The following is a 25403-nucleotide window of genomic DNA, read 5'->3' as shown; positions in this document are numbered from 1 at the left end:
CAACTATGCTGACCGCATGAACTCGCCAGCCTCCGCACCCGACCCCGCGACGCCCACCTCGTCGTCGTCGCCCTCCACCCACGACGCCACCCACGGTGACCCCTCCACCCAGGATGTCGCCTTCGGTCTCGACACCTTCGGCGACGTCACCGTCGACCGCGGCGGTCGGCCCGTCCACCACGCGCAGGTCCTGCGTGACGTCGTGGAGCAGGCCGTCCTGGCCGACCAGGTGGGCGTCGACGCGTTCGGCATCGGCGAGCACCACCGCCCCGACTTCGCCGTCTCCGCCCCGGACGTCCTGCTGGCCGGCATCGCCACCCGCACCGAGCGCATCACGCTGGGCTCGGCGGTCACGGTCCTGTCGAGCGATGACCCCATCCGCGTCTTCCAGCGCTTCGCCACCATCGACGCCCTGTCGAACGGGCGGGCCGAGGTCGTGCTGGGCCGTGGGTCGTTCACCGAGTCGTTCCCGCTGTTCGGCCTCGATCTCGCCCGGTACGAGCAGCTGTTCAGCGAGAAGCTCGACCTGTTCGCCGCCCTGCTGCCCGAGGGGCCGGTGACGTGGTCCGGTGAGCTGCGTCCGCCGCTGGTCGACCAGCACGTCTACCCCAAGACCGAGCACGGGCTGAACGCGTGGATCGCCGTCGGCGGCAGCCCGGAATCCGTGGTCCGCGCGGCCCGCTACCGGATGCCGCTCATGCTCGCGATCATCGGCGGCCCCGCCGGCCGGTTCGCCCCCTTCGCCGACCTGTACCGCGAGGCCAATGCCCAGTTCGCGGGTGCCGGGTCGGCCGGTGGGGGAACGGCCGGTGGGGGAGCGGCCGCGCCGCGCCTGCCGATCGCCGTGCACTCGCCCGGGTTCGTCGCCGAGACCGACGCCCGGGCCGCCGAGCTGTCCGCGCGCCACTGGCTGGTCAACCGCAACCAGATCGGCCGCGAGCGCGGCTGGGGCGACGCGACCGAAGCCGACTTCCACCGCGAGGTCCGATCGGGCGCCATGTACGTCGGGTCCCCCGAGACGGTCGCGCAGAAGATCGCCACCACCGTCCGCACGCTGGGCCTGGACCGCTTCGACCTCAAGTACGCCAGCGGCCCGACCCCGCACGACGACCTCATGACCTCCGTCGACCTCTACGGCCGCAAGGTCATCCCGCGCGTGCGGGAGTTGCTCGCCGAGGCCGGGTACACCGCGGGTGTGCCGCAGACGGTCTCGAGGGTGTGACGGTGGCGTGTGACGTGGGTCTGTGACCCAGGTATCGCCGGGGCCCGCCGATCTGCACGACGGGGCCCGGCGGGATTACGGTGATGCCATGCTGTTCGCGTTCTCCGTCGCCCCCACGTCCACCGCGGACGACTCGGCATCCATGAGTCGCGCGGTCGCGGAAGCCGTCCGCGTGGTCCGCGACTCCGGCCTGCCGTACGAGACCACCTCGATGTTCACCACCATCGAGGGCGAGTGGGACGAGGTCATGCCCGTCATCCGCGCCGCCACGGACGCCGTGCTGGCCGTGGCGCCGCGCGTGAGCCTGGTGCTCAAGGCGGACCTGCGGCCCGGCCGGTCGGGGGAGCTGCGCGGCAAGGTGGAGCGGGTCGAGCGCCACCTCGCGGACGGCCGGGAGTCCGACGACGAGGGGGGTCGCGCGTGACCTCTCCCCACCCGTTCAACGGGATCGCGGACCGGGCGGAGTCGGCCATCGACCACGTGGCGCGGTCACGGAGTCGGACGGCGGTGGCGTACGTCGCGGCCACCGTGCTCGGCGGGCTCGGTGCGCTCGTGGTGGTGGTTGTGCAGGTGCTCTCCGGCCGGGCCGCGATGTTGGACGTGCTGTTGTGGCTCGCGATGGCGGTCATGCTGTTCGGCGCTGCGGCGCACCGCTGGTGGCTCGGCGGGCGCAACGAGGAACGCTCCCGCCGGATCGCGGCGTCGATCCGCCCCGAGCAGGTCGCCGCGGCGATGCGCGGTTCCTCCGGGGAGATCGACGCGGTGCGCCGCCTGCGGGTCGCCCACCCCGGCCTCGGGCTGCGTGACGCCTACGAGCTCTACCAGCACCACTCCCGCGAGCTGCGCTGACGCCGCTGGGCCCGGACGCGGGGCCCGGACGCGGTGCCCGGCCGGTCAGCACCCCCCGGCGCCGCCGAGTGCCCCGGCGACGATCGCGTGCGTGCGCGCGTCGACGGCCATCCCTCCGTGCGAGTTCGGTCGGCCCCCGCACGCGTCCTCGGGAACGACCCACCGCACGCCCGGACCGGGGACGAAGCTGCGCTCGGGAGGGAGCAGGTGGTCGCCGCGCGTGGCGATGAGCGTGTAGCCGACGCCGGGCAGGAACGGGGTGCGGTCGAGCCCGTACCAGGCGGCGATCAGCGGGCTGCCCGGGGACAGTTCGGCCAGTCCCCGCAGGTTCGCGGCCCACAGGCCCAGAGCCGCGACCTCGCGCGGCAGCTGGTTCGGGATGAGGCCGCTGTTGTCGGCGCCCCAGTACCCGCCCACGGAGACCACGCGGTTCACCGCGCCCGGCCGCAGCACCTTGGTGGTGTACCCGGCGATCGCGGCGCCCTGCGAGTAACCGACCAGGTCCACCTGCTCGGCCCCGGTCACCGCGCGTACGTGGTCGATCACCCCGGCCAGTTGCGGTCCCGATGTGGCGACGATCGAGTCGAGCCCGCCGCGCGCCGGGTTGCCCGCGTAGGCGCCGAGGGTCGGGGCGATCACGCAGAAGCCCTGACGGCGTAGCGGATCGCCGAGGCGCGGCATCGTGTCGGCCCCGTTGTCGAAGGTCCCGTGGACGAGGATCACCGGCCGCGGATGCGCCACGGTGGGTCGGCAGGTCACGGGCGCGGCCGCGGCGGCGGGCGGACCGGGATCGCCGATCGGCCCGTTGATCCCGTTCAGGGCCTCGGTGACGTACGGCCCCAGCTCGCCGGTGGGGTCGAGGTCGCGCAGGTAGTCGCCGAGCGGGCCGAGCTGGACCTGCGCCCGGGCCGCCGGCGTGACCCGGTCCGCGACCCGGTCCGGCACCGGGCCCACCCCGGTGGCGACGGGGATCGACAGCGCGAGGGCGGCGAGCGCACCGGCCAGTCCGGTGCGGCGCGCTCGGCTTCTGCGGCTCGTGCGGTGCGCCGGGCGACGGCCGGCCGGGCGTGAGGGTGTGCGGGAACCGAGCATTTCAGACCCCCCGGGGCGTGACGGTCAGACCAGTATGCGTCCCGGACTCAGCGAGGGGAACCGCAGCGCCTCACGAAACCGGCGCGCCTCACGAAACCGGCGCGCCGCGCGACTACCCGGTGACCATCGCATGCCCCGTCTGCGGGGCGCCCGCACCCGGCAGCGACCACGAGGGCAGGATCGACACACATGAGGGCAGCGTTCGACGCCGCGGTGGACCGCCACGGTCCCACCGTGCTGCGGGTGTGCCGCGCGGTGCTCGGCCCGGGCCCCGACGCCGCCGACGCCTGGTCCGAGACGTTCCTCTCCGCACTCCGCGCCTGGCCCAGGCTGCCCGACGACACCGACGTCGAGGCCTGGCTCGTCCGGGTCGCGCACCGCCGGGCGGTGGACGTGGTGCGGCGTTCGGTCCGGGAGGCCGCACCGAGCGGGGCCGCCGACGACGTCGCCGTTCTCGACGCCCGCACACCACGTCCCGGGGGCGCGCGGGGAGCGACGGGGGTCGACGACGACGAGGTCGGCGATCCGCGGGTCTGGGATGCGGTCGCCGCCCTGCCCACCCGGCAGCGCATCTGTGTGGCCTACCGGTATCTGGGCGGGCTCCGCTATGCCGAGATCGCCGGACTCGCCGGCGGCACCGAGGCGGCGGCCCGGCGCGCGGCCGCGGACGGGATCGCCCGCCTGCGCACGACGCTCGGACCGCACGGTCACCTCGACCAGCACAGTCCCCTCGAACCGCACAGTCACCTCGAACCGCGCCGTGCTCTCGAACCGCACCGTCCCACGGAGGAGATGTCATGACCGACCCGATCCACGATCCGGCGGCGAACGACCCGGCGGCGCCCGATCCGGCAGCGCCCGATCCGGCAGCGGACGACCCTGCGATCTCCGAGGCCGGTGTGGCGTCGCTCCTGCGGTCCGCCCCCGCGGACACGACCCGACTGCGGGATCGCCTGGCCCGCGACGCCGAGCGCGAGGGCCTGGTCGACGTGGCCTACCGCAGCGTCGACACCCCGATCGGTGGGCTGCTGTTGGCCGCGTCCCCGGCCGGGTTGGTGTACGTAGCGTTCGAGGTGGAGGATTCCGGGGTGGTCCTCGAGATGTTGGCCGACCGGGTCGGACCCCGGATCCTCGGCGCGCCTTCGGGGTCGCCGGTGCTCGACGCGGCCGCGGCCCAGATCGACCAGTACCTCGACGGCCGCCGCCGCGAGTTCGACCTGCCCCTCGACACCCGCCTCGCCCGCGGGTTCCGTGGTGAGGTCCAACAGCATCTGGCCCGGGTCGGGTACGGGCGGACCGCGACCTACCGCGAGATCGCCGTCGAACTCGACCGGCCCGGCGCCGTCCGCGCGGTGGGGTCGGCCTGCGCGACCAATCCGCTGCCGCTGGTGTGGCCGTGTCACCGGATCCTGCGCTCGGACGGCGGACTGGGCGGCTACCGGGGCGGGCTCGCGGCCAAGCAGCGGCTCCTCGAGATGGAATCGGCGGCGTGACCGCGGCGCAGCTCCTCGGCCTGTTCGGTGTCTGGGCGATCGCGGTGGTCTCGCCGGGGCCCGACGTCGTCGTCGTCCTCCAACGTGCCCTCGCCGGACGGCGTCAGGGTCTCGCGACCGCGCTGGGGATCGTCACCGGCCTGACGGTGTGGCTCGCGGCCGCGTTCGCCGGAGTCGCCACCCTCGTGCGCGTGTACCCGCAGGTCATGACCGGTCTCCAGGTCGCCGGCGGACTCCTGTTGGCGACCCTCGGCGTGCTCGGTCTGCGCGGCTGGTGGCGCTCGCGCGGTGCGACCCCACGCCCGGCCACCGCCGCACCCGCCACCACCGCCGCACCCGCCACCGCCCCGCCCCCGGATCCGCTACCCGAAATCGGGATCCGCTACCCGGATTCGGATAGCGGATCCCGAATCGGCGTAGCGGATCTGGTGCCACGGGCGGACTTCACCCGCGGTCTGGTCACCAACCTCGCCAACCCCAAGGCCCTGGTGTTCTTCGGCGCGGTGCTCACCCCGTTCCTGCGCGAGGAGGTCTCGGCGGCGTGGTCGGTGGCCCTGGTCGCGGGGATGATCGCGGTCGCGCTCGCCTGGTTCGGCGGGCTCGCGCTGGTGGCCTCGCACAGGGTGGTCAACGAGCGGGTCGGACGGCTGTTGCCGTGGGTCGACGTCGTGGCCAGCACATTGTTCGTGGTGGTGGGGGTGGCGTTCGTGGTCACCGCGCTCGCGTAGGACGCGCGCGGGCTAGGTTCTGCTCCATGGATTCTCAGGTCGACCGTCGCAGCTGGGTGCGCGTGGCCCTCGCGGTGTTCGCGGTGGGCTGGGGCGCCAACCAGTTCGCCCCGCTGCTGCATCTGTACCGCGCCGAGCTGGGGCTGTCGCAGTCCAGCGTCACCGCGATCTTCAGCGTCTACATCGTCGGCCTCCTGCCCACCCTGCTGGTGGCCGGCCGGTGGTCCGACCGCAACGGCCGCCGCGTGCTCATGCGGCCCGTCCTGGTCCTGTCGCTGCTGGCGACCCTGTTCATGCTGCTGGGGCCGCAGGATTCACTGTGGCTGTACCTGGGTCGGTTCCTCGCCGGGCTGGCGTCCGGGGCGGCGTTCGGGGCCGGTAGCGCCTGGGTGCGTGAGCTCTCCGCCGGCGGGCCACCCGGCACCGGTGCGCGGCGCGCGGCCATCGCGCTGACCGGAGGGTTCGGACTCAGCGGCCTGGCGGCGGGCATGGTCGGGGAGTTCGCCCCCGCCCCGCTGTTCTCGGCGTACCTTCCGCATCTGATCCTCGGCACGATCGCGCTGGTCGCGGCGTGGGGCGCCGCGGACCCGTACGAGCCGCACGACGGGCCGGAGGCCGCCCCGCTCATCCCCGCCACGGCCGGCACCCGCCGGTTCCTCCTCGGGGTCGCGCCGTGGGCCCCGCTGGTGTTCGGCTGCGCCAGCATGTCGTTCGCGGTGCTCGCCGACCTGCTGGGCGGGGACGCCTTCGGTCGGCCCACCCTGTACGCCGGCGTCATGGTGGGCGTCACGCTCGGCGCCGGGGTGCTGGTCCAGCCCGCCGTCCGCAGGATCGCGGCCGCGTCACCACCGTCCCGGCCGCCGGTCATGGGACTCGCCGCCGCCTCGCTCGGGATGGCCGCCGGAGCGCTGCTGGCCGCCTCGCCCGCACTCCCCGGCCGGGCCCTGTGGCTGCTGCCCGTCGCGGTCCTGCTCGGCGTGGGATACGCCACGCTGCTGGTGGCGGGGCTGGTCGAGGTCGAGCTGCAGTCCGGACCGCGGGACCACGCCGGGCTCGTGGCCGTGTTCTACGTCCTGGCCTACCTCGGGATGGCCACGCCGTACGTGCTCGCCGAGCTCTCGCGCGCCGGCGGTCCGGTCCCGTGGATCGCCGGGCTGGCGGTGGTGTGCGCGCTGCTCATCCCGCTCACCCAGCGACAGCTACGCTAGCCGGCACGTCGAGGATCACCCCGAGTTGCGCAGGGCCGTGGCCAGGCCGTTCATGGTCAGCTGGATGCCGGTTCGCACCGCCGGGTCGGAGTCCCCGGCGCGATAGCGGCGCAGCAACTCGACCTGCAGCACGTTGAGCGGTTCGAGGTAGGGGAAGCGGTTGCGCACCGAGCGGGCCAGCGCCGGGTTGTCGTCCAACAGCGTTTCCTGCCCCGTGATCTCCAGCAGCATCTCGCGGGTCAGGTCGAACTCGTCGGTGAGCACCCCGTGGATCCGCCGACCCACCTCGGCGTCCGGGACGAGTTCGGCGTAGCGACCGGCCAGCCCCATGTCCGCCTTGGCCATCACCTGCGCCATGTTGGACAGGGTCGTGCGCAGGAACGGCCAGTCGTCGTTCAGCCGCCGGAGCGTGGCCAGTCTCTCCCCGGCCGCCGCCTCGCCCTCGGCGTCGACCCACTGCCGCAGTGCGGTGCCCACGCCGAACCAGCCGGGCAGCATCACCCGCGACTGCGACCACGACAGCACCCACGGGATCGCCCGCAGATCCTCGACGCTCGACGTCTGCTTGCGGGAGGACGGCCTGGACCCGATGTTGAGTTCCCCGATCTCGGCGACCGGGGTGGAGGTGGTGAAGTACTCGATGAACCCCGGGTCGTCGTGCACCAGGGACGCGTACGCCGCCCGCCCGAGCCGCGCGAGCTCGGCCATCACCCCGTACGCCTCCCCGGCCCGGTCGCCCAGACCCTCGACGTCGAGCAGCGAGGCCTCGAGCGTCGCCGCCACGAGCGCCTCGAGGTTGCGGCGCGCCCGCCGCGGCTCGGAGTACTTGGCCGAGATGACCTCGCCCTGCTCGGTGATCCGCAGCGCGCCCTGCACCGCGCCCGGTGGCTGCGCGAGGATCGCCTCGTAGGAGTTGCCGCCGCCCCGGCCGACGGCGCCGCCACGGCCGTGGAAGTAGCGCAGGTGCACGCCCGCCCGCGTCGCGGCCTCGGCGAGATCGCGTTCGGCCTGGTAGAGCGCCCAGTTGGCGGCCAGGTACCCGCCGTCCTTGTTGGAGTCCGAGTAGCCGAGCATCACCTCCAGCACGTCGCCCTGCGCCCGGACCAGCGCCCGGAACTGCGGGATCGCGAGCGCCGTGTCGAGGATGTCCGGCCCCGCCGCCAGGTCGTCGATCGTCTCCAGCAGCGGGATCAGCCGAACGCTCGAGCGGGGCTCCGCCGGGTCGCCCGAGAACAATCCGACCTCGCGCAGCAGCACCGCCGGCTCGAGCAGGTCGGAGACCGTCCCGCACATGGACACGATGTAGTGCGGCACCACCTCCGGGCCGAGCAGGTCCACGGCCGCGGCGGCCGCCCGCATCACCCCGAGTTCCTTGGCCGCCAGCTCTGACAGCTCCGCGCGCGGCCCGAGCAGCGGCCGGTCGTGCGAGAGTTCGCGCAGCAGCAGCTCCACACGGGCGTCCTCGTCCAGCGCCGAGTAGTCCTCGCTCACCCCGGCCAGGGCGAACAGCTCGGTGAGCACCTCCTCGTGCGACTCCGAGTTCTGCCGCATGTCGAGTGCCTGCAGGTGGAACCCGAACGTCCGTACCGCCCACCGCAGGTCCCGCAGACGCGGCGACCGCGCCAGCTCGCCACCGCAGGCCCCGAGCGCGGCGTCGATGACATCCAGATCGGTCAGCATCTCCGCCGGGGAGGTGTAGGCCTCGTCGTCGTCGTGACCGATAGCGTCCGGCGACGATCCGGGTGACGACGACGAGGACCTCACCCGCGCGGCGAGCCGACGGCGAACCACCCGCACGGCGCGGCGGAACGGCACGTCCTCGCGCGCGGCGGCGAGCTCCCCGTCCGTCTCCACCAGCGAGTCCGCGAGGTCGCTGAGCCCGGTGGGCACGTCCACGACCCGCCGCGAGAGGGGCAGCTCCCGCTCGAGCAGCCGCAGTTCCTCCGTGTAGTGGCGGTGCAGTAGCGCGGCGGCCTGCTCGGTGGCGAACCGCACGACGTCCCCGGTGACGTACGGGTTGCCGTCGCGGTCCCCGCCGATCCACGAGCCGGGGCGGACGACGGGGCGGTCGCCGGAGCCGAGACGGTCGGCGATCTCCGCGTTGAGCGGTGGGATCACGTCGATGAGCGTGGCCTCGTGGTACTGCAGGCCGCCCAGGACCTCGTCCTCGATGCGGGGGCGCTGGCTGCGGATGATCGCCGTCTGCCACAGCGTGAGCACCTGCCGGCGGATGTCCTGCTCCACCTGCTCGAGCTCGGCATCGGTGACGCGGTCCCGGTGCCCCGCCTCGTCCGACCCCGTGCGCAGGGCGTCGCGGCGGCGCATGAGGTCCAGCACCCGTCGGGTGATCTCGAAGACCGAGCGTCGGCGGGTCTCGGTGGGGTGCGCCGTGAGTACGGGCGCCACCCGGGCCGTCGCGCGCACCGCCTCCAGCCTCGCGGGCTCTGGTTCGTTCTCGGCCAGTCGCGCCCAGGTGGCCTCGAGATCCCCGTCCGGCGGCGGTTCGCCCGCAGCGGTGTGGATGCGGCGACGGCGCTCCTGGTGGAGGTCCTCGGCGACGTTGGCCAGCAGCGCGAACAGGGAGAACGCCCGGATGACGGGGATCATCTCGGTGGCGGGCACATCGGTGAACAGGGCCGCCACCTCGTCGCGGTCGGCCTCCGAGCGGCGGACGGCGAACGCGGTGCGCCGGGCGGTCTCCACCAGGTCGAAGATCGTCCCGCCCGCCTGGTCGCGCACCGTGTCGCCGAGCACGGCTCCGAGGAAACGCACGTCGTCGCGCAGGGGCCGCACGGCGTCGTCGAGCCGCTCGGAATCGTCCGGCTCGGTCACGCCCGAGGCGGTGGCGGGCACGTCGGATCTGATGGGATCGGCCATGGCTGCCACAGTAGGCGCGCCGTGTGACATCCGCGTGACCGAAGACCCGGGACATCCCCGATGCGCGGATCCCTTCCGGCGAGGACACTGGAGGCATGACCCAGCAGCCCGGCTACCACCAGTACGGCGACCACCAGTTCGGACAGAGCGGGTACGGCGACCCCCGGTACGGGAACCAGCCCCCGGCCGTCGGCCCGGACGACCGCACCCCCGCGGCACTGGCGCACGCGTCCAGCCTCATCGCGATGGCGCTGTCGGCCGGGTGGCTGTCGTTCGTCGGCCCGCTGGTGATGTGGCTGATCTACAAGGACCGCAGCCCGTTCGTCCGCCAGGCCGCCGCCGGGTCGTTCAACTTCAACCTCGGCCTGTGGATCATGAGCATCGTGGGCTGGATCTTCATACTCACGGTGATCGGCCTGCCCATCGGCCTCATCCTGCTGGCGGTGTCCTTCCTCGCGCAGATCATCGGCCACGTGATCGGTACCGTTCGTGCGACCCAGGGCCGGACGATCAACTACCCGTTCCAGCTGCGCGTCCTGCGCTGAGCGCGCTCCCCGGCCAGCGGCCGAGCCCTCACGCCACCCGCCGTCACACCCCCACGGGCCGGCGCCCGTGGAGCTCGTACTCGGTGAGCAGGGCCTCGCGGTCGGCGTCGGTGAGCGGCCGGTAGACGTCGTCGTCGCCCGCCGCGCCGCCACGCAGGTAGACCTCGCCGGGTTCGAGCTGGATGGCGGCCATGACCTGGTCGCCGGTGCGCGGGTCCGGGACGGGGTAGACGGCCACGACGAGCACGCCGGGGAACCGGTCGAGGATGCGTTCGACGGGCCCGGCGGAGAAGTTCTCGCTGTCCACGCGGATCCGATCGCCGGAGCGGCCGGCGAAGTAGAAGTACCCGTCCGCGTCGCGGTAGCCCAGGTCACCGGTGTGGAAGACCTCGCCGATGTTGCGTTCGGCGGTGGCCTCGGGGTTGCGGTAGTAGCCCTCGAAAAATTTGGCGCCAGTGACGTTGCAGATCTCGCCGATCGCCTCGCCGGCGTTGACCAGGCCGCCGTTGGCGTCGAACTCGGCCCGGGGGCATTCGTTGCCCTCCGCGTCGAGGATCGCGACGTCCATGTAGGCGCCGGCCACGCCGAGCGCGCCGGGCGGGGTGTCCTCGGTGTGGCTGATCACGACGCCGCCCTCACTGCTGCCGTACGACTCGAGCGGGGTCACGCCGAAGCGGCGCGCGAACTCGGCCCGGTCGTGGACGGAGGCCTCGGTGCCGAAGACGACCCGCAGGCGCGTCTGCTTCTCCTCGGGCACCTCGGGCCGGGCGAGGATGTAGGACAGTGACCGGCCGACGTAGTTGAAGTAGCTGGCGTTGAACCGCAGCACGTCGGGGAGGAACCCCGAGGCGGAGAACCTTCGGCGCATCGCGAAGGTGCAGCCCACGTACGCGGACGGGGCGAACGCGGCGAAGAGGGCGTTGCCGTGGAACAGCGGCATCGCGCTGTAGGCCACGTCGTCGCGGACGAGGCCCCGGTAGTTGATGGTGCCCATCATCGCCATGCGGCCGGTCGAGCACATGACGGCCTTGGGGGCGCCGGTCGAGCCGGAGGTGAACAGCAGTGCCAGCAGGGTGTGGGGGTCGCGCGCCTCGTCGGGGTGGAGCCTGGGCTCGGCGCCGGCGTGGTCGGTGAGCAGTCCGCGCCACTGCTCGGAGTCGATGTCGAACTGCGCGGCGGTGCCGGTGTCCAGGCCCTCGAGCAGGGCGGTGCCGTCCGAGTCGGTGACGATCACGTCGCAGTCCACGCCCCGGATGTCGGAGGCGAGCTCGGCGCCGCGTCGGGTGGGGTTGATGCCGACGATGGACACGCCCGCGAGCGCGGCCCCGCACAGGACGAACAGGTACTCGGGCACGTTCTCCAGCAGGATGCCCACGTGGAGGTGCCGGTACGGGGCGGGTCGGTCGGCGTACGAGCCGGCGTGCTCGTCAGCCCAGTTACGCAGGATCTCCGCGCGGACGGCGGCCTCGGCGACGAACTCGCGCCAGGTCCACGCGGAGTCCTCGAACAGCAGTCCCGGGTGGTCGTCGGTGGAACGCTCGATGAGGATGTCGCCGAACGTGGCGTGCTGCATGTCGTGCCCGGGATTGAAGTCTGCTGTGGTCATGAGATCGGACACTAGGCGACCGGGCCCCGTCGCACAGGCGAAACGGCCAGCAATATTGACAGGTGTCAGCCTCGGTGGTCACCGGCCCACTCGGTGGGCGTGTCCGGCCGGCATCGGGTAGGAACGAGACGACGGCGCACCACGTGGGCGCGCGGGGATCAAACAGGGGCGTGGGATGGTCGGCGAACACGGCGGGAACGTCGACGTGGACGAGGGTGTCGTCCGGGGATCCGACGACGACGAGGTCGGCCTCGACCGGGACGGATTCGTCGTCAGCGATGTCCGACTCACCAGCGTCCACAATTTCCGGGACGTGGCCGGCCCGGGCTACGCACTCCGTCCGTCCGGGTCGATGGCCCGCGGTCTCGTCTACCGGTCCACGACCCTCGCGGTGGGCGACGACGACCTCGCGGTGCTCGAGAAACTCGGCGTCTCGACCGTCGTCGACCTGCGCACCGGCGCCGAGATCGACAAGCAGCCCGGCGTCGTCCCCGCCGGGGCCGAGTACCTGCCGATCGACGTGCTGGGCGGGCACACCTCGGCGGCGACCCTCAGTGCGTCCGGCCTGGCCGGGGCCGAGGAGGCGCGGCGCGAGATGGCCGCGACATACGAGCGGTTCGTGGTGGGTGATCACGAGCGGCGGGCGTTCGGTCGGGCCGTCCACGCCCTGGCCGTGTCGTCCGGCCCGGCGATCGTGCACTGCACGGCGGGCAAGGACCGCACCGGGTGGGTCTCGGCGCTTCTGCAGTTGGTGGCCGGTGTGCGCGAGGAGGACGTGATCGCGGACTACCTGCTGACGAGGGAGATGTCCGCGGACTTCGTCTCCTCCATCCGTACCTATGTGCAGTCGGAGATGCCCGACAAACTCGAGGCGATCGAGGTGCTCATCGGCGTCGAGGAGGCCAATCTCCGCCGGTCCCTGGACGCATTGGCGCGAGAGTTCGGTGACGCGCGGCGGTATCTCGTGGAGGGCGCGGGAGTGGAGGAGGCGGCTGTCGACGAGTTGTCCGCGCGGTTCAGGCGGGGCTGACCAGGATAGGGATGGCTCAGGCGGCGATGACCAGCGCTCCGACGACGCCGCCGAACCCGATCGCCTGGAGCGTGACCGCGATCGTCCGCCCGAGTTCGGTGCGGGCCGCCGCGTGGACCCGGGGGCCGGCCAGCGTGACCCCGAAGACCATGACGATGGCCGCGACCGCGGTGAGCGAGCCGGCCAGCCTGGACGCCACCCCGTAGACCGCGGCGATGCCGATCAGGCCGCCCGCCAGCGCGGCGATGATCGTCGTCAGTGGCGCCGGGAGGACGGTGGCATGGGGGGCGTCGACACTGCTGGCGTCGACTCTGCTGACGCCGGGCGTGGTGTCGACGTCCGGGTGAGGCGCGCCGGTGTCGTCCGGCCGACGTTCCTCGAGCATGAGGGTGTTGCGCATACCTCGGACCCTACGTACTGATCCGGGCGTGAACTTCGGTCAATCCTGTGGGTTCGGTTCTACCGGTATAGGCACTGGTCAGGGCGTCGCGAGCCGACCGAGAGATGGGTCACATGAGGGCTGCTGCACGGAACCTCTGCCCTTGCGCCGGACGCGGGATTCCGACGTGGATCTGCTGGTCGAGCTCTACCAGGCGTTCGTCCCGGTCGCGGGCGGTTGCCCGGTGCGGAGGCACCTGGGCCGACCGCGGCGGGGCTCGCCCCCGCAGGGCCGTGTCGTCAGCCCAGGTCGCGGGCGACCACGGTCGGGCGGGCCCCGCGGCAGAAGACCAGCTCGATCCGCCCCACCGGTCTGCCGGTGGGGCCACCGAGCAGCTCGGCGTAGGCGCACAGCTGGAGCAGGTACTCGTCGACGGTGTCGGTAGTGACGGCGACGTCGGTCTTGTAGTCGATGATCGTCAGCGAGCCGTCGGCTTCCTCCATCACGAGGTCGACCACCCCGTCCACCGCCACCGTCGTCCCGTCCGCGGTGGCCAGCGGCCCTGCCACGGGTAGCTCGGCCCAGTGGGTCCGGGTCGCCGCCCGCCGGACGGGCTCGGAGGTCAGGGCAGTCCTCGCGACGGAGACCATCTCGGCGACGGCTTCCGGGTTGCGGCTCCCGCGCAGCCCACCTCCCAGCCCGAGAGCGATCAACTGGTCTGCCGCCCACCGCTCCCACTCCGCGACCGCGGAGACGGGGTCGGCTGTCGGTCCGTGCAGCCGGGTCAGGTCCGTGTGCTCGGCCAGGTGGTGGACCGCCGTACCGACGTCGGGTCCCGAGGCCAGTGGGGTGCCCCGCGGGGCGGGCGGCAATTCGTCCGATCGCGTCGGGGCCGGGCGGAACCGATCGCGCAACGCGGCGGCCAGTCGTTCGGGGAGGGGCCGCGGCTCGGCCGCCTCGTCGCGCCGCTGGTCTGCACCTGCGGCGGCGGAACCGTCGGCGACCTCCGGGTGCACGATCCGGGTCGCGGACCAGCCCGCGCGCTCTGCGGACCTGGCCGCGATCTGCTGGCTGCGTCGGGCCCATTCCGCTTCGTCGGGAACGTCGACGTCGGGCACGGCGGCGGCGTCGAGCAGGTTCTCACCGTACTCGACCAGATCGGGCGCGTCGGCGTCCTCGATGACGGAGCCGAGGAGGGTCCCCCACAGTCCTGCCCGGGGCTTTCCGCTCTTGGTGAGGGCGTATCCGTGGCCGGAGACCGCGAGGCGGCTCTCCGCTCGGGTCGTGGCGACGTAGAGGAGGCGGATGCGTTCCGCGAGCGCGTGTTGCTTTTCGCGTTCGGCTGCCGCCGTGAAGGCGGGGTCACGGACGGTGGCGGAGAACGACACCGCCGGCCGGGGAGGCTCGTCGTCGGTCCACAGGAGCCGGTCCCGGCTGGTGGGCCAGCCCCGGCTCATCCCGGCCACGATGACCATCGGGTACTCGAGGCCCTTCGACGCGTGGATGGTGTTGATGCGGACAGCGTCCACCCCGATCTCGGGGATGGCGGCTTCGGGGACGCGGGCGTCCTCCGCGGTCAGCGTCAGCGCCCAGTCCGCGTAGTCACGGAGGTCGGCACGCGCTGGGTCGCTGGCGGACTCCTCCCACTGCCACGCGTGCTCGATCACGAACCGGATCCGTCGCCACAGGTCGCGCCGCCGCGGCGATTCGGCCACGGACTCGAAGACCATGCGATCGTGGACGAGTTTCTCCAGGAGTTCGCCTGGGCGCCGCGTGTGCCGCGACAGGGAGGAGAGGTATCCCATCGCGTCTGCGACGGGGGACTCCGCGAGCTCCGTGGGTGCCGGCGCGCCGGGGGCCCAGGTGCCGCCGGCGGCGCGCCAGCGCAGGAGGTCGTCGTCCCCGCAGGCGAACAACGGTGACCGCAGCGCGCCCACGAGGGACGCCTCGTCGGCGGTGTTGGCGACGGCGCGGACGGCCAGGAGGAGGTCGCGGATCTCCGGCGTCCCGTAGACGATCGAGGACGCCTCGGTGCGGTAGTCGATCCCCGCGTGGTCGAGGCAGGTCTCGAGCATCGGCAGAGAACCGCGCGACGGCAGGAGGATCGCGATGTCCGCCAGCCGCAGTGGGGTCTGCTCACCATCCTTGGACTCGTGGGTCCACCTTTCCCGGATGGCGGTGGCGATCACCCTTGCCACGTCGGCGGCCTCGGTCCAGTGGCGTTCGGTGGCCTCCTTCGAGTCGGGCGGGCAGTGATGGGGGACGTCTTCGGTGCGGAAGACGAACGGCCGGGGTCCGTGGGTGGGGTCGTGTTCGGGCCGGTTCGGTGCCGGTTCGAGGTCCCGGTACTCGGGTTGGATGCCGTCGGAGGCGATGAGTACCTCGGAGAACACCTCGTTGACCCAGCGGAGGACCGGACGTGAGCAGCGGAAGTTCGTGCTCAGTCTCTCGATGGCGGCCCCGCCCGTCGCACCGCCCGTACTGTCGGCTCCGCCCCGGGCCCGGAGATAGGTGGCGATGTCGGCGCGGCGGAATCGGTAGATGGACTGTTTGGGATCGCCGACGGTGAAGAGTCGGCCCGGTTCGGGCCCGGATCCGGCGGCCGCGGACGTCAGTAGTTCGGCGATGTCCAACTGTATGGGGTCGGTGTCCTGGAACTCGTCGATGAGAATTCGTTGGTAGCGTGCCCGGACCCGTTCGCGGACCGTCGGGTCCTGCAGTAGTTCGCGCGCGAGAACGAGCTGGTCGTGGAACTGCAGGGTGCCGTGGCGGCGCCGGTCGGCGGCGTGCCTCCGCACCACCGGGATGAGAGCGTCGAGCACCACGGCGATACGTGGGCGCCAGTGCTCGACGAGGATCGCCTCGCACATCGAGGAGAGCTGCTTGATCTCCGCCTTTATCTCCTTCACGACGTCCGTCCCGCCCCAATTCGCGCCCTTACCGCCGTTTCCCGCGGTGATCGGCTTGCCCAGGAGTTCCATCCAGGAGGGCGACGCGGACGGGTCGGACGAAGCGTCCTGCAGTGTCGCCCCCCAGGCTTCATGTGCGTCGAGGACCGCATAGAGCTTGTCCGTCTCGTCCTGGCAGGAATCCCGCCACCCGACGATCGATCCCACGGCAGCGATGATCTCGGCGAGATCCGGCGACACGGGCAGGTCGGCTGTGTCGGGGTACAGGAGGTCGGTGGGCAGGCGGTCCCAGTCGCGGTGGAGCGCCTCGACGACCTCGCGGAACGCGGAGGCCGTCACACCGGCATCGAGCATGTCGTCGACGGCCCGCGCCAGGTTGCCCGACCGGGTGGCGGTCGGGCCGCTGCCGAACAGGAGAGTTGCGCATTCCTGCCACAGGGCGTCGACGGCGCTGGACTCGGCGGTGTCCTGCTGCACGGTGACCTTCGGGGGAATTCCCGCCTCCAGGGGGTTCTCCGAGAGCAGCCGCAGGGCGAAGGAGTGCAGCGTGCCGATGGCGGCGGTGTCGAGCCCCGCGAGAGCGGCATCCGCCCGGTGGTCGCCCTCGGCGCGCTTGTCCACGAGTGTCACGCGGAGGCGATCGCGGAGCTCGGTGGCCGCCTTCTCGGTGAAGGTGATCGCGGCGATGCGGTCGACGGGCACGGCGTCGTCCAACAGCAGAGTGCTGAGGCGGCTGACGAGGGCATGGGTCTTACCGGTCCCTGCACCGGCTTCCACGAAGAGCGTGACGGAGGTGTCCGTTTCCACCCGGAGCCGGGCGGCCTGGTCGGGGAGGGTACTCATCAGGACGTCTCCGATTCGTGCTCGGTCGGATCGGCGGCGACGAGGCCGGCGAACGCGGGGTGGGATGCGAGCGGGTCCTGTCGGGACAACAGCTCCCAGGCGCGGTCGAGCTCGGAGCCGCCGATGAGCTTCGCAAGATCACGGGACGAGCCGCGCCCGCCCTTGAGGGGGAACCATCCACGCTGGAGGGCGTCCACCAGGTTGCCCACGTCAGCGCGGACCTTGTCCATGAGGTCGACGGTGACGTCGAGGGATATCTGCTCGAACTCGCCCCGTTCGGTGCAGTACCAGTAGCGGACTTCGCGGACCGGCAGATCGCGAGCGGACTCGGCGGCCGCTGCGTAGAGCGGCAACTGGAATCGTGTCCCCGAGATGGTGGGGTCCTCCTCGCTCGGCCGCTCCTCCACCGCGGGCGGCGTCCCGGTCTTGTAGTCGGTGACCCGCTGGGACTCTCCGCGCTCGTCGAGCCGGTCGATGGACCCTGCGAGGAACACCGTGGTCGTGCCGTGGGAGGTGGTCACCTCGAAGGGGATCTCGATCACGGAACCGTCGGGGGCCCCTCGGCCGAACCCGAGTTCGGTCGCGGCCGGCTCCCACCCCGCTCGGAAGTCCGTCTCGTCCTCCGAGTACCACCGGTCGAGTTCGGCCGCGAGCAGGATCTCCCGCCGTCGCCACAGTGAGGCGACGAGTCCCGGTGACGTCGCGATCGCCGCCTCGCATTCGGCGCGCAACGCGGTCATGAGCAGCTCGCGGTCCGGACCGGCCCCGGTCTGGAGGCGATCGGAGACGTAGCGCTGGAGGATCGAGTGGACCAGGTCGCCGTAGTCGCGCAGGTCCATCTCGATTTCCGCGGCCGGGTCGTCGAGCGTCCGGACCCTCAGGACCGTGGAGAGGAAGAACAGATACGGGCTCTGGGCCCAGTCCTCCAGCCTCGTGGGAGAGAGCGGATGGTCGAGGACGGTCAGCAGGCGCGCAGCTGACGAGACATCACCGGTGAACCGCGTGAATCGTCCTCGCCGGCGATCCTGACGCATCTCGTGTGCTCGAACCAGCAGACCGGGGGCACCTGGCCGGGCCAGCCAGCCGTTGGCGGAGAGTTGCCGGATCCGCAGTTCGGAGACAGTGGCCGGGTCCGAACCGAGGGCGGCCGGCGGGGTCAGCACGCCGTCGACGAACGAGGGCACGGCGGTGACGGCCGGACACGCGGCGACGTCCTCCTGCCACTTGGTGGCACGAACCGGTTTCCCGGTGAGTTCGGACAGGGTGGGCAGGAGCCAGCGCGACGGGATCCTGTTGCCGCCGCCTCGCATCGATCCGCGGGGGAATGAGCACGTTCGGTGCTCGGAGCCGGCGCTCAGCGCAAGCTGGAGAACCCGGTACCGCTCGTCGAGCCGCTCGGAGGAGGAGGGCTCGACTGCGCCTTCGGGAACGAGAGGGTCGGGCTTGTGCAGGACCGGAAGGAGTCCCTCCGCCATGCCCACCACGCAGACGGTGTCCAGGTCGCGCCCCACGGCGTCGTCGATCGGACCCAGCGCGACCCCGGCGCCCTCCTCGCCCACGCGGTCGACGATTCCGTCCAGCCGCGTGGCGAGCGCACCGACCACTCGATCCCGGGTGATGGCGGGCGCGATGGTGTCGAGATCCCCGAGAGAACCGACCACCACCAGTGCGGCTGCCCGGGCGGGACTCTGACGGAACAGTGAGGTGATCAGTCCGGTGACGGCCTCCGCCGCCTCGGCCCAGGAACGCGCGGCGTCGACGGCGGCGAGCTCGGAGCGGATGGTCCCGATCAGGCGTAGGAGAGCAGCCGCCGCGGCCCGTTCGTTCTCGCCGAGGGCCCCGGGCTCCCCCCGCAGCCGCAGGTGATCGGCCAGTCGGTCCCAGTCGCCGGCGCCGATGACGGGGAAACGCGTTCGGGTGAGGATCTCCAGGCGCCTGGACGAGACGGCAGCACCCTCCTCGTCGAACGGGACGATCGCGCCCTCGGCGATGATCGACAGCAGGTCGGCGCGGGGCATCCGGCCGGCGTCGAGTCCCAGTAGCCTCACCAACGTGCGGCCGGCCGGAGAGCGACCCGGCCCGGCGTCGGAGGGGCCGTAGACGGCGATCCCGGCCTCCCCGAATGCTCGGTGGAGAAGCCGCAGGTAGGGGTCCGGTGACGGGTAGTAGACACCGATCCGGTGGCCGGGGACCCCGTCCGCCAGGCGCGAGCGGACGAAACGGACCACCGCGCGCACCTCGTCATCGGAGTCCGACGCGTGGAGGACGTGGGTGCCGGTGATCGCCTTCGCGCTGCCGGGCTCGGCGGCGGAGGCGAGGTGCTCCGATCCGGTACCGGGGAGGGGAGATATGCCGCGCTGTTCCAGCGCGGACCGCAGCCTGCGCTCGGCCCGCGTTCCGCGCAGCGGGGCCGCCAGGACGATCCGCCCCAGCACATCCAAACGCTCCAGCGCGGTACTCACCGCCTCGAACTGCGTGTAGTAGGCGTCACCCGTCATCGCGCGGGCCTCGTCGGCCAGCCGGAGGACCTCCGAGTGCAGCCGGGTCTCCGCGGTGACCGAACCCGGCTCGACGGTCCCCAGACGCAGGCACGCCTGGGCGACGGCCTGTCCCGTGACGGGTTCGGATGCCACTGCCTCCAGATGTCCGGGATCGCTGTCCAGCGCCTTCTCGACCGCGGCGGCGAGGAGGGGGAAGGGGAGCGCAGCCCGTGGGGCCAGTGCAGGAGCCGAGAGTTCGCTGATCACCTGGTCGGCGGTTCTCACCGCCACGTTGACCGCCCCGCCGTCGAGCGCGAGCGCCCGGACCACGTCCCTGGCCGCACCGAACGACGGCACCAGGACGGTGATCCGGCCGAGCGGGTCGGTGCCGCGGAGACGGCGGACCTCGGCGACGAGGGCGCTGGGATGAGCCTGGGATCCGGTCACACCGCCATGGTGCCCCACCGGTACGACAAGACCGTTCAGCTGATGCCGATCGCGCGGGTCGCGGCCGTCGCCCATCGCACCGGGTCGATGGTGACCCCGGGATGATCCTGCCGGTGCGGAATCACCGCCTCGACCACCCGGAACGGCAGGTCGAGGGCGGGGTCGGCGGGATCGAGGTCGGGTCGACACAGTGCGACGAGTTCCCGGTAGATCCCTCTGAGTTCCGAGCGCGCGCCGCGGAAACCGGCGAAGTCCTCCCCTGTGACCTCCGGGAGCACGTACAACATCCCGATGTTCCAACGTGAGGCGAGCAGGCCCTCGACGTCGACTGTCGCCAGCGTCAGCAGCGTCTCCCGGGGGTCCCGCCCCTCGGCGCGCAACCGGCGGGCCATCTCCAGGGTCGGCCCGACCGTCGTGTCGAGGAGGGAGCCGAGGATCGCGGCTTTCGTCGGGAAGTGCGTGTAGAGCGACGCCTGGCGCACCCCGACGGCGTCGGCGATGGCGCGGGTGGAGGTGGCGGTGTATCCGCGGGTGGTGAACAGTTCCGCCGCGGCATCGAGGATTTCGTCGGCCGGAGTGGCTCCGGGGCGCCTGCGGTCCACGAGTCGGGGTCGGCCGGGTGTGTCCACGGAGGTCCTTTCGCCACGCCGGTCCGGCGATGTTTCTCGTCCCGGCCGTCAGGTGGCGTGGGGGTCGACGGACCGGTCCATCGTGACACGGAGGAATTCGAACCGGTGCGCCGTGGGATCGACGGTCCTGCGGGGAGGAGTCGGCAAGGAGGATACGGCGGCCTGCACCCACGTCGCACGGGAGGTACGGGTGAAGTCGAGGTCCGCGCCATGCGCGCGTGCCGCGAGCAGGGCGGCGACGGCTGCGGCGCGCCCGTTTCCCTCGCGGAACGGGTGCACGTGGTTGAAGCGGGCGTACCAGTCGGCCAGGGCCAGGGCGATGGTCGCCCTCCGGGGTGCGGGTGCACGTGCGGAGTCCAGCGCTCCGGCGACGAGGTCGGCCGGTCGTTCCAGCGGGGCGACGAGGGCGGGGACGCGGTCTGCCGCGGCGAACACGGAACCCTGCTTGGACAGGCCGACCATCCGGGGGAGGCCCGCCCAGGCGTAGACATCGCCGAACAGTGCGGCATGGATGCCGGAGACGGTCGTCGGAGCGGACGCCGGCTCACGGAGAAGACGGGCCCCCGCGGCGACCGCCAGGAGGGCTTCCGCCCGGGCCAGGGGCCTCTCCGTGGTGATGCCGAGGGAATTCTCCAGTACCCGCGTTCCCCGGAGGTAGTACGGGACGCGGCGGGCCAGGATCCCGGGCCGGGGCCGTCGTACGGCCTCCGGCGGTATCGACTCGAGGACGTGGAGGCGTATGAGCCGATCGGAGGCGCCCCGGTCGACGAGATCGAGGACCTCGTCGTCGTCGACCCCCGGTGCCCATCCCTCCAACGCCGAGATGGCGAGCATCGCGGCGGTGCACGGGTGGCGGGTCACCCCGGATCTCGGATCTGGCCCGCTGACCGGAGGTAGTCGAGGGCGCGCTGGACGCCGGAGATCTCCCGCGCGACGGACCGGAGTCCGGCGCGTTCGGCCGTGGTGAGCACGGAGAGCGGGACCCGGTCGGTTCCGGGGCCGTCGGGGTCCGCCCGCAGACGGACGTCCCACCGTAGACCGGTGACGAATCGGGCGGCCACGCGCAGGGACTCCCACCGGTCCGGCGGAAGGAGATCCGGGTCGGCGGCCAGTTCGAGGCGCGAGCCCGTGCTGGTGGTGGCCACCCCGGCGCGCAGGGCGGACCACCGCGCGATCTTGACGACCGGGGTGATGACCGCTGTCTTGAGGTCGACCACGGGGTCTCCGCGGAACGTCCGGCCGAGTCTGGACGGCACGGAGGCCCGGGTCGAGAGCGCGTCCGCGAGAACGTCTGCGAGCACGGCCGGATGAGCACGAACGGCATCGACGGCCATGCGCGGCAGGAGGTCCGGGTCGCGTCGGTCGTCGGTGAGGGGGCGGGCGTCGGCGAGCAGGCCCAGGTGCACGACCCCCAGGTTCCGCGCGGGCGCGTCCGCCCAGCCCTCGGCGGCCGTGGACCATCCGGCGCGCGTCCGGACGAAGCGGGGATCGGCGGCCGAGGCCGCGGAGGTCTCGGCGTACCACGGTGGTGTCGAGAGATCGGTGGCCGCGACGGCGCGCCGGACCGCGCGGGGGTCCCGGTGGTCGACGACGGCGAGGGATTCCAGGTCACTGCCGGGGACCGCCTCCCCGCGGCCCACCGAACCGGTGACCCACACGGTGTCCGCCACGGTCGGGCCGAGCCTCGATTCCAGTTCTCGTCGCAGGTCGTCCGACCACGCGCGAGTGCGATCATCGTCGCCGGCCCGGGGAGGTGTCATGGGGTCATTCGACCACGTCAGACGGCCGGTGCGTCAGCCGGGAGCGGGCGCGAGTGCCTGTTAATCCGATCGAAACATGGTGCAACCCGGGTGTCATGCGTCCGAGCAAAACTGTCACACGACAGGAACCGCGGTCGCCGAGATCGGGTTCATCGGCCCGCCCCGAGAGGAGCCCCGGACATGAGCGACTCACCCGGTCTCACCACCCCGGTTCCCGAACGCCGGGGTGATCACGACGACCTCGCAGACTTCGGCTACGAACAGCAACTCCATCGGAGTCTCGGCACGTTCGCGTCATTCGCGGCCGGGTTCTCGTTCGTCTCCATCCTCACGACGATCTTCCAGCTCTTCGGCCTCGGGTACGGGTTCGGAGGCCCCGCCTTCTTCTGGACCTGGCCGATCGTCTTCGCCGGCCAGTTCCTCGTGGCGTTGTGCTTCGCCGAACTGGCGGCCAGGTACCCGATCTCGGGCGCGATCTACCAGTGGTCCCGCCGGATGGGCGGGGAGATCGTGGGGTGGTTCGGCGGGTGGTTCATGATCCTCGCCCAGATCGTCACCGCCTCGGCGGCGGCCATCGCCCTGCAGGTCGTCCTTCCGAGCATCTGGTCCGGCTTCCAGATCATCGGCGACGACCCGGCGCTGACCTCACCATCCGGATCGACGAACGCCGTCCTGCTGGGATCGGTCCTGCTCGTCATCACCACGGTGATCAACTCCATCGGCGTCCGGTGGATGGCCTACGTCAACAACATCGGCGTGACGTGCGAGATCGTCGGTGTGATCGCCGTGGTCCTCGCGTTGTTCACCCACGCGGTCCGCGGCCCCCAGGTCGTCTTCGACACCGCGGGCATGGGGGATCAACCCGGGTACATCTGGGCCTGGGTGGTCTCGGGACTGATGGCGGCCTATGTCATGGTGGGGTTCGGCTCGGCCGGCGAGCTCGCGGAGGAGACGGTCAATCCCCGCCGCATCGCGCCCCGGACGATCCGGATGGCACTGACCGTCTCCGCCATCGGCGGTGGACTGATGATCCTGGGAGCGCTCATGGCCGCGCCCAGCCTCACCGACGGGCGTCTGGCGACCGAGGGCCTTCCCTACGTACTTAACTCGGTCCTCGGGAACTTCTGGGGGAAGGTGCTCCTCGCCGACGTCGTCGTCGCGATCTTCATCTGCACCCTCGCCATCCAGACCGCCGCCACCCGGCTCATGTTCTCCATGGCACGCGACGGCAGGCTCCCGTTCTCGACGACTCTCTCGCGCGTCCACCCGCGGACCGGGACCCCGATCGCGCCGTCCGTTCTGATCGGACTGGCCTGCATGGGCATCCTGCTGGTCAACGTCGGCAACTCCGCGATCTTCGCCACGCTCGCCTCGGTGTGCATCATCCTCATCTACCTGGCCTACCTCTGCGTGACCGGACCGCTGCTCATGCGTCGACTCAAGGGGTGGCCGAACGGCCCCCGGCTCACCGACGCCGAGGGCAGGCCCCTGTTCTCGCTCGGCCGCTGGGGGATCCCCGTCAACGTCCTCGCCGTGGCGTACGGACTGCTCATGACCATCAACCTCGCCTGGCCACGGGCCGAGATCTTCGACCCGTCTGGTGAGACACCGTGGCTGCGGTGGGCGGGCGTGGCGACCGTCGTCGCCGTGGTGGGCGTCGGCATCCTGTGCTTCCCCCGCGGCAAGACCCACCCCAACCCCGTCCAGATCGGAGAGTGACCAGTCATGACCAGCACCACCGCACCCGGCCCCGCAGGAACATCCACCACCTCGGGTGCCCGCCGGCACGCCCGCGCCCAGGCAGGCACGATCACCGACGCCATGCCGGTCGTCCCCGCCACCGACTGGCCCGATCCGCCGGCGGACGTCCCGGCTGACCGACTGACGTGGGCCGAGTCCATCCCCGGTGGCCGGTACACCGCGGTCACCCTGGCCCGGGGCACCCGGATCCGACTCACCGACCGGGAGGGCACGGCCTGCGCCTCGCTCATGATGTGGCGCGCCGACGCTCCCTGGGAGCGACTCAACACGGCCGACACGGTGAAGGTCCCGTGGCAGGCCTACCTCGGGACCGGCCATCCGCTGCTCTCGGACCAGGGGCGCGTGCTCGCGACGATCGTCGCGGACACCTCCGGCCACCACGACGCGCTGTGCGGGGCCTCGACCCTGGCCGGCAACGTCGCCCGCTACGGGGCCGGCGCGCCGGAATCGGAGTCACCGGCCGGACGGGAACTGCTGCTACTGGCGGCGCTCAAGAACGGACTGGCCGAACGGGACCTGCCGCACACCGTCTCGTTCTTCCACGGGATCCGGGTCGACGCGGACGGTTCGCTGGTGTCCACCGGAAACGCGGGCGCGGGCGCGACGATCGACCTCGTCGTCCACCTGCCCGTCGTGCTGGCCGTGGCGGTCGCCGACCATCCGCTGGATCCGTCGGAGCAGTACCACTCGGGGACCGTCGAGCTCCTGGCGTGGAGCGCGCCGCAAGACCTCGACGCACTCTGCGAGGGAACCCTCCCCGGCGTCGGGGACGACCTCGAATACCGCCGTGCCGTCGCCAACTCCGAGGCCGCCCACCGCGCCTCCACCCAGATCGACTGAGGAGAACCCCCATGACACCCACGACCGTCTCCGCCGACCCCCGGACCGGCGCCGCCGACGACCTCTCGCTCGCAGACGGGGCCGTGGTCGCCGATGAGATCGTCGCCGCCAGGGCCGCCTGGTCACGCGTCCTCCACGAGGGGCAGACCCTGACCATCGTGGACCTCGAGGGCAACCAGGCCGTCGACACACTGTTCTACGACGCGCACGACCCCACCCGCCGCTACAGTGCCCCGGCGACCGTTGCCGCCCAGGGGTCGATCTTCCTCACCACCGGCAGTGTCCTGCGGGACGACGCCGGGGACCCACTGGTGACGATCACGGCCGACGAGGTGGGCAACCACGACACGCTCGGCGGGGCCTGTTCGCAGGAGTCCAACACCCTGCGGTACGGCCACCACACGCGCCACCAGCACGCCTGCGTGGAGAACTTCCTCCGGGAAGGCGCCCGGTACGGGCTCGGAAAGCGGGATCTGGTCCCCAACGTCAACTTCTTCATGAACGTCCCCGTCGACGGCGACGGCACGCTCGGGATCGTCGACGGGCTCTCCGCACCCGGCAAGCGGCTGTCGCTGCGCGCCGACCGTGACGTGATCGTCCTGGTCTCCAACTGTCCGCAGATCAACAACCCGTGCAACGGCTTCGATCCGACGGCGGTCCGCATGATCGTCACCGCCTGAACCGGGCCCACCGCCACATCACGTC

21 protein-coding genes are annotated in these 25403 nt (G+C 72.0%); 12 read left to right on the top strand and 9 right to left on the bottom strand.

The window, feature by feature from the left end; genetic code table 11:
- Window positions 1–16: 16 nt before the first annotated feature.
- The 3 genes from Q2K20_RS15365 (at window position 17) to Q2K20_RS15355 (ending at window position 2071) form a co-directional block, all read left to right on the top strand.
- The gene (locus tag Q2K20_RS15365) at window positions 17–1222 is read left to right on the top strand and encodes an LLM class flavin-dependent oxidoreductase (RefSeq protein ID WP_317176924.1); all 1206 of its coding nucleotides are present in this window, start codon (window positions 17–19) and stop codon (window positions 1220–1222) included.
- A gap of 88 nt (window positions 1223–1310) precedes the next feature.
- On the top strand, window positions 1311–1646 hold the full coding sequence (locus tag Q2K20_RS15360) for an MTH1187 family thiamine-binding protein (RefSeq protein ID WP_069389774.1): 336 nt from the start codon (window positions 1311–1313) through the stop codon (window positions 1644–1646).
- The gene (locus Q2K20_RS15355; RefSeq protein WP_069389775.1) at window positions 1643–2071 is read left to right on the top strand and encodes a hypothetical protein; all 429 of its coding nucleotides are present in this window, start codon (window positions 1643–1645) and stop codon (window positions 2069–2071) included. Before Q2K20_RS15360 ends, Q2K20_RS15355 begins: the two co-directional genes overlap by 4 nt.
- A 45-nt stretch (window positions 2072–2116) precedes the next feature.
- On the opposite strand, the gene Q2K20_RS15350 is transcribed toward Q2K20_RS15355, so the two are convergent.
- A complete protein-coding gene (locus Q2K20_RS15350; RefSeq protein WP_167492357.1) occupies window positions 2117–3163 on the bottom strand; it encodes an esterase/lipase family protein in 1047 nt (348 codons plus the stop codon).
- Between the two features lie 189 nt (window positions 3164–3352).
- Between Q2K20_RS15350 and Q2K20_RS15345 the strand changes: the two genes are divergently transcribed.
- Genes Q2K20_RS15345 through Q2K20_RS15330 form a run of 4 tightly spaced genes read left to right on the top strand, consistent with a single transcriptional unit; the run spans window position 3353 to window position 6592 of the window.
- Window positions 3353–3964 (top strand): sigma-70 family RNA polymerase sigma factor, encoded by a 612-nt coding sequence (locus Q2K20_RS15345; protein WP_317176923.1) that lies wholly within the window; start codon window positions 3353–3355, stop codon window positions 3962–3964.
- Window positions 3961–4656, top strand: a complete 696-nt coding sequence (locus Q2K20_RS15340) for a methylated-DNA--[protein]-cysteine S-methyltransferase (RefSeq protein WP_317176922.1) — start codon at window positions 3961–3963, stop codon at window positions 4654–4656. The genes Q2K20_RS15345 and Q2K20_RS15340 overlap by 4 nt, the downstream gene beginning before the upstream one ends.
- Window positions 4653–5384 carry a LysE family translocator gene (locus Q2K20_RS15335; RefSeq protein ID WP_269504706.1) on the top strand — a complete coding sequence of 244 codons (732 nt, stop codon included), beginning with the start codon at window positions 4653–4655 and terminating at the stop codon, window positions 5382–5384. The genes Q2K20_RS15340 and Q2K20_RS15335 overlap by 4 nt, the downstream gene beginning before the upstream one ends.
- A gap of 26 nt (window positions 5385–5410) precedes the next feature.
- Window positions 5411–6592, top strand: a complete 1182-nt coding sequence (locus tag Q2K20_RS15330) for an MFS transporter (RefSeq protein ID WP_269504708.1) — start codon at window positions 5411–5413, stop codon at window positions 6590–6592.
- 15 nt (window positions 6593–6607) lie between these two features.
- On the opposite strand, the gene ppc is transcribed toward Q2K20_RS15330, so the two are convergent.
- The gene (gene ppc / locus Q2K20_RS15325; RefSeq protein ID WP_317176921.1) at window positions 6608–9469 is read right to left on the bottom strand and encodes a phosphoenolpyruvate carboxylase; all 2862 of its coding nucleotides are present in this window, start codon (window positions 9467–9469) and stop codon (window positions 6608–6610) included.
- A 95-nt stretch (window positions 9470–9564) separates the two neighbouring features.
- Here ppc and Q2K20_RS15320 point away from each other — a divergent pair, with 95 nt between their 5' ends.
- Window positions 9565–10014: a DUF4870 domain-containing protein gene (locus Q2K20_RS15320; protein ID WP_132062302.1), complete on the top strand. Its 450-nt coding sequence runs from the start codon at window positions 9565–9567 to the stop codon at window positions 10012–10014.
- A 43-nt stretch (window positions 10015–10057) separates the two neighbouring features.
- Here the strand turns inward: Q2K20_RS15320 and Q2K20_RS15315 are convergent, their stop codons facing one another.
- Window positions 10058–11620, bottom strand: a complete 1563-nt coding sequence (locus Q2K20_RS15315; RefSeq protein ID WP_268099023.1) for an AMP-binding protein — start codon at window positions 11618–11620, stop codon at window positions 10058–10060.
- Between the two features lie 175 nt (window positions 11621–11795).
- On the opposite strand from Q2K20_RS15315, the gene Q2K20_RS15310 reads away from it, so the two are divergent.
- Window positions 11796–12650 carry a tyrosine-protein phosphatase gene (locus tag Q2K20_RS15310; RefSeq protein ID WP_317176920.1) on the top strand — a complete coding sequence of 285 codons (855 nt, stop codon included), beginning with the start codon at window positions 11796–11798 and terminating at the stop codon, window positions 12648–12650.
- A 16-nt stretch (window positions 12651–12666) separates the two neighbouring features.
- Here Q2K20_RS15310 and Q2K20_RS15305 read toward each other — a convergent pair whose 3' ends face one another.
- From Q2K20_RS15305 to Q2K20_RS15280, 6 genes are all read right to left on the bottom strand, one after another.
- The gene (locus tag Q2K20_RS15305; RefSeq protein WP_317176919.1) at window positions 12667–13050 is read right to left on the bottom strand and encodes a hypothetical protein; all 384 of its coding nucleotides are present in this window, start codon (window positions 13048–13050) and stop codon (window positions 12667–12669) included.
- 278 nt (window positions 13051–13328) lie between these two features.
- Window positions 13329–16781 (bottom strand): UvrD-helicase domain-containing protein, encoded by a 3453-nt coding sequence (locus tag Q2K20_RS15300; RefSeq protein WP_069390009.1) that lies wholly within the window; start codon window positions 16779–16781, stop codon window positions 13329–13331.
- Window positions 16781–19708 carry a PD-(D/E)XK nuclease family protein gene (locus Q2K20_RS15295; protein ID WP_269529472.1) on the bottom strand — a complete coding sequence of 976 codons (2928 nt, stop codon included), beginning with the start codon at window positions 19706–19708 and terminating at the stop codon, window positions 16781–16783. Before Q2K20_RS15295 ends, Q2K20_RS15300 begins: the two co-directional genes overlap by 1 nt.
- Window positions 19709–19743: 35 nt before the next feature.
- The gene (locus Q2K20_RS15290; RefSeq protein WP_067715435.1) at window positions 19744–20337 is read right to left on the bottom strand and encodes a TetR/AcrR family transcriptional regulator; all 594 of its coding nucleotides are present in this window, start codon (window positions 20335–20337) and stop codon (window positions 19744–19746) included.
- A 48-nt stretch (window positions 20338–20385) separates the two neighbouring features.
- Window positions 20386–21198 carry a Fic family protein gene (locus tag Q2K20_RS15285; RefSeq protein WP_067715430.1) on the bottom strand — a complete coding sequence of 271 codons (813 nt, stop codon included), beginning with the start codon at window positions 21196–21198 and terminating at the stop codon, window positions 20386–20388.
- Complete coding sequence (locus tag Q2K20_RS15280) at window positions 21195–22097, bottom strand: putative nucleotidyltransferase substrate binding domain-containing protein (protein ID WP_082923854.1); 903 nt, start codon at window positions 22095–22097, stop codon at window positions 21195–21197. The genes Q2K20_RS15285 and Q2K20_RS15280 overlap by 4 nt, the downstream gene beginning before the upstream one ends.
- 180 nt (window positions 22098–22277) lie before the next feature.
- Here Q2K20_RS15280 and Q2K20_RS15275 point away from each other — a divergent pair, with 180 nt between their 5' ends.
- Genes Q2K20_RS15275 through Q2K20_RS15265 form a run of 3 tightly spaced genes read left to right on the top strand, consistent with a single transcriptional unit; the run spans window position 22278 to window position 25378 of the window.
- Entirely contained in the window at window positions 22278–23816 is a 1539-nt protein-coding gene (locus tag Q2K20_RS15275; RefSeq protein WP_067715427.1) for an amino acid permease, read from the top strand.
- A gap of 6 nt (window positions 23817–23822) precedes the next feature.
- Window positions 23823–24698: an urea amidolyase associated protein UAAP1 gene (locus tag Q2K20_RS15270; RefSeq protein ID WP_067715424.1), complete on the top strand. Its 876-nt coding sequence runs from the start codon at window positions 23823–23825 to the stop codon at window positions 24696–24698.
- An 11-nt stretch (window positions 24699–24709) separates the two neighbouring features.
- Window positions 24710–25378 (top strand): urea amidolyase associated protein UAAP2, encoded by a 669-nt coding sequence (locus tag Q2K20_RS15265; RefSeq protein WP_067715421.1) that lies wholly within the window; start codon window positions 24710–24712, stop codon window positions 25376–25378.
- Window positions 25379–25403: the final 25 nt, after the last annotated feature.

Source organism: Dietzia sp. IN118, assembly GCF_032905965.1.
In the GTDB taxonomy this organism is placed as follows: Bacteria; Actinomycetota; Actinomycetes; order Mycobacteriales; family Mycobacteriaceae; genus Dietzia; species Dietzia kunjamensis.
This window is presented reverse-complemented; position numbering and strand designations above follow the sequence as displayed.

Bases quoted from the DNA above. Each gene is read 5' to 3' on its own strand.
- Q2K20_RS15365 (WP_317176924.1), top strand. From the start codon at position 17: ATGAACTCGCCAGCCTCCGCACCCGACCCCGCGACGCCCACCTCGTCG.
- Q2K20_RS15360 (WP_069389774.1), top strand. From the start codon at position 1,311: ATGCTGTTCGCGTTCTCCGTCGCCCCCACGTCCACCGCGGACGACTCG.
- Q2K20_RS15350 (WP_167492357.1), bottom strand. From the start codon at position 3,163: ATGCTCGGTTCCCGCACACCCTCACGCCCGGCCGGCCGTCGCCCGGCG.
- Q2K20_RS15345 (WP_317176923.1), top strand. From the start codon at position 3,353: ATGAGGGCAGCGTTCGACGCCGCGGTGGACCGCCACGGTCCCACCGTG.
- Q2K20_RS15340 (WP_317176922.1), top strand. From the start codon at position 3,961: ATGACCGACCCGATCCACGATCCGGCGGCGAACGACCCGGCGGCGCCC.
- Q2K20_RS15330 (WP_269504708.1), top strand. From the start codon at position 5,411: ATGGATTCTCAGGTCGACCGTCGCAGCTGGGTGCGCGTGGCCCTCGCG.
- ppc (WP_317176921.1), bottom strand. From the start codon at position 9,469: ATGGCCGATCCCATCAGATCCGACGTGCCCGCCACCGCCTCGGGCGTG.
- Q2K20_RS15320 (WP_132062302.1), top strand. From the start codon at position 9,565: ATGACCCAGCAGCCCGGCTACCACCAGTACGGCGACCACCAGTTCGGA.
- Q2K20_RS15315 (WP_268099023.1), bottom strand. From the start codon at position 11,620: ATGACCACAGCAGACTTCAATCCCGGGCACGACATGCAGCACGCCACG.
- Q2K20_RS15310 (WP_317176920.1), top strand. From the start codon at position 11,796: ATGGTCGGCGAACACGGCGGGAACGTCGACGTGGACGAGGGTGTCGTC.
- Q2K20_RS15305 (WP_317176919.1), bottom strand. From the start codon at position 13,050: ATGCGCAACACCCTCATGCTCGAGGAACGTCGGCCGGACGACACCGGC.
- Q2K20_RS15300 (WP_069390009.1), bottom strand. From the start codon at position 16,781: ATGAGTACCCTCCCCGACCAGGCCGCCCGGCTCCGGGTGGAAACGGAC.
- Q2K20_RS15280 (WP_082923854.1), bottom strand. From the start codon at position 22,097: ATGACACCTCCCCGGGCCGGCGACGATGATCGCACTCGCGCGTGGTCG.
- Q2K20_RS15275 (WP_067715427.1), top strand. From the start codon at position 22,278: ATGAGCGACTCACCCGGTCTCACCACCCCGGTTCCCGAACGCCGGGGT.
- Q2K20_RS15270 (WP_067715424.1), top strand. From the start codon at position 23,823: ATGACCAGCACCACCGCACCCGGCCCCGCAGGAACATCCACCACCTCG.
- Q2K20_RS15265 (WP_067715421.1), top strand. From the start codon at position 24,710: ATGACACCCACGACCGTCTCCGCCGACCCCCGGACCGGCGCCGCCGAC.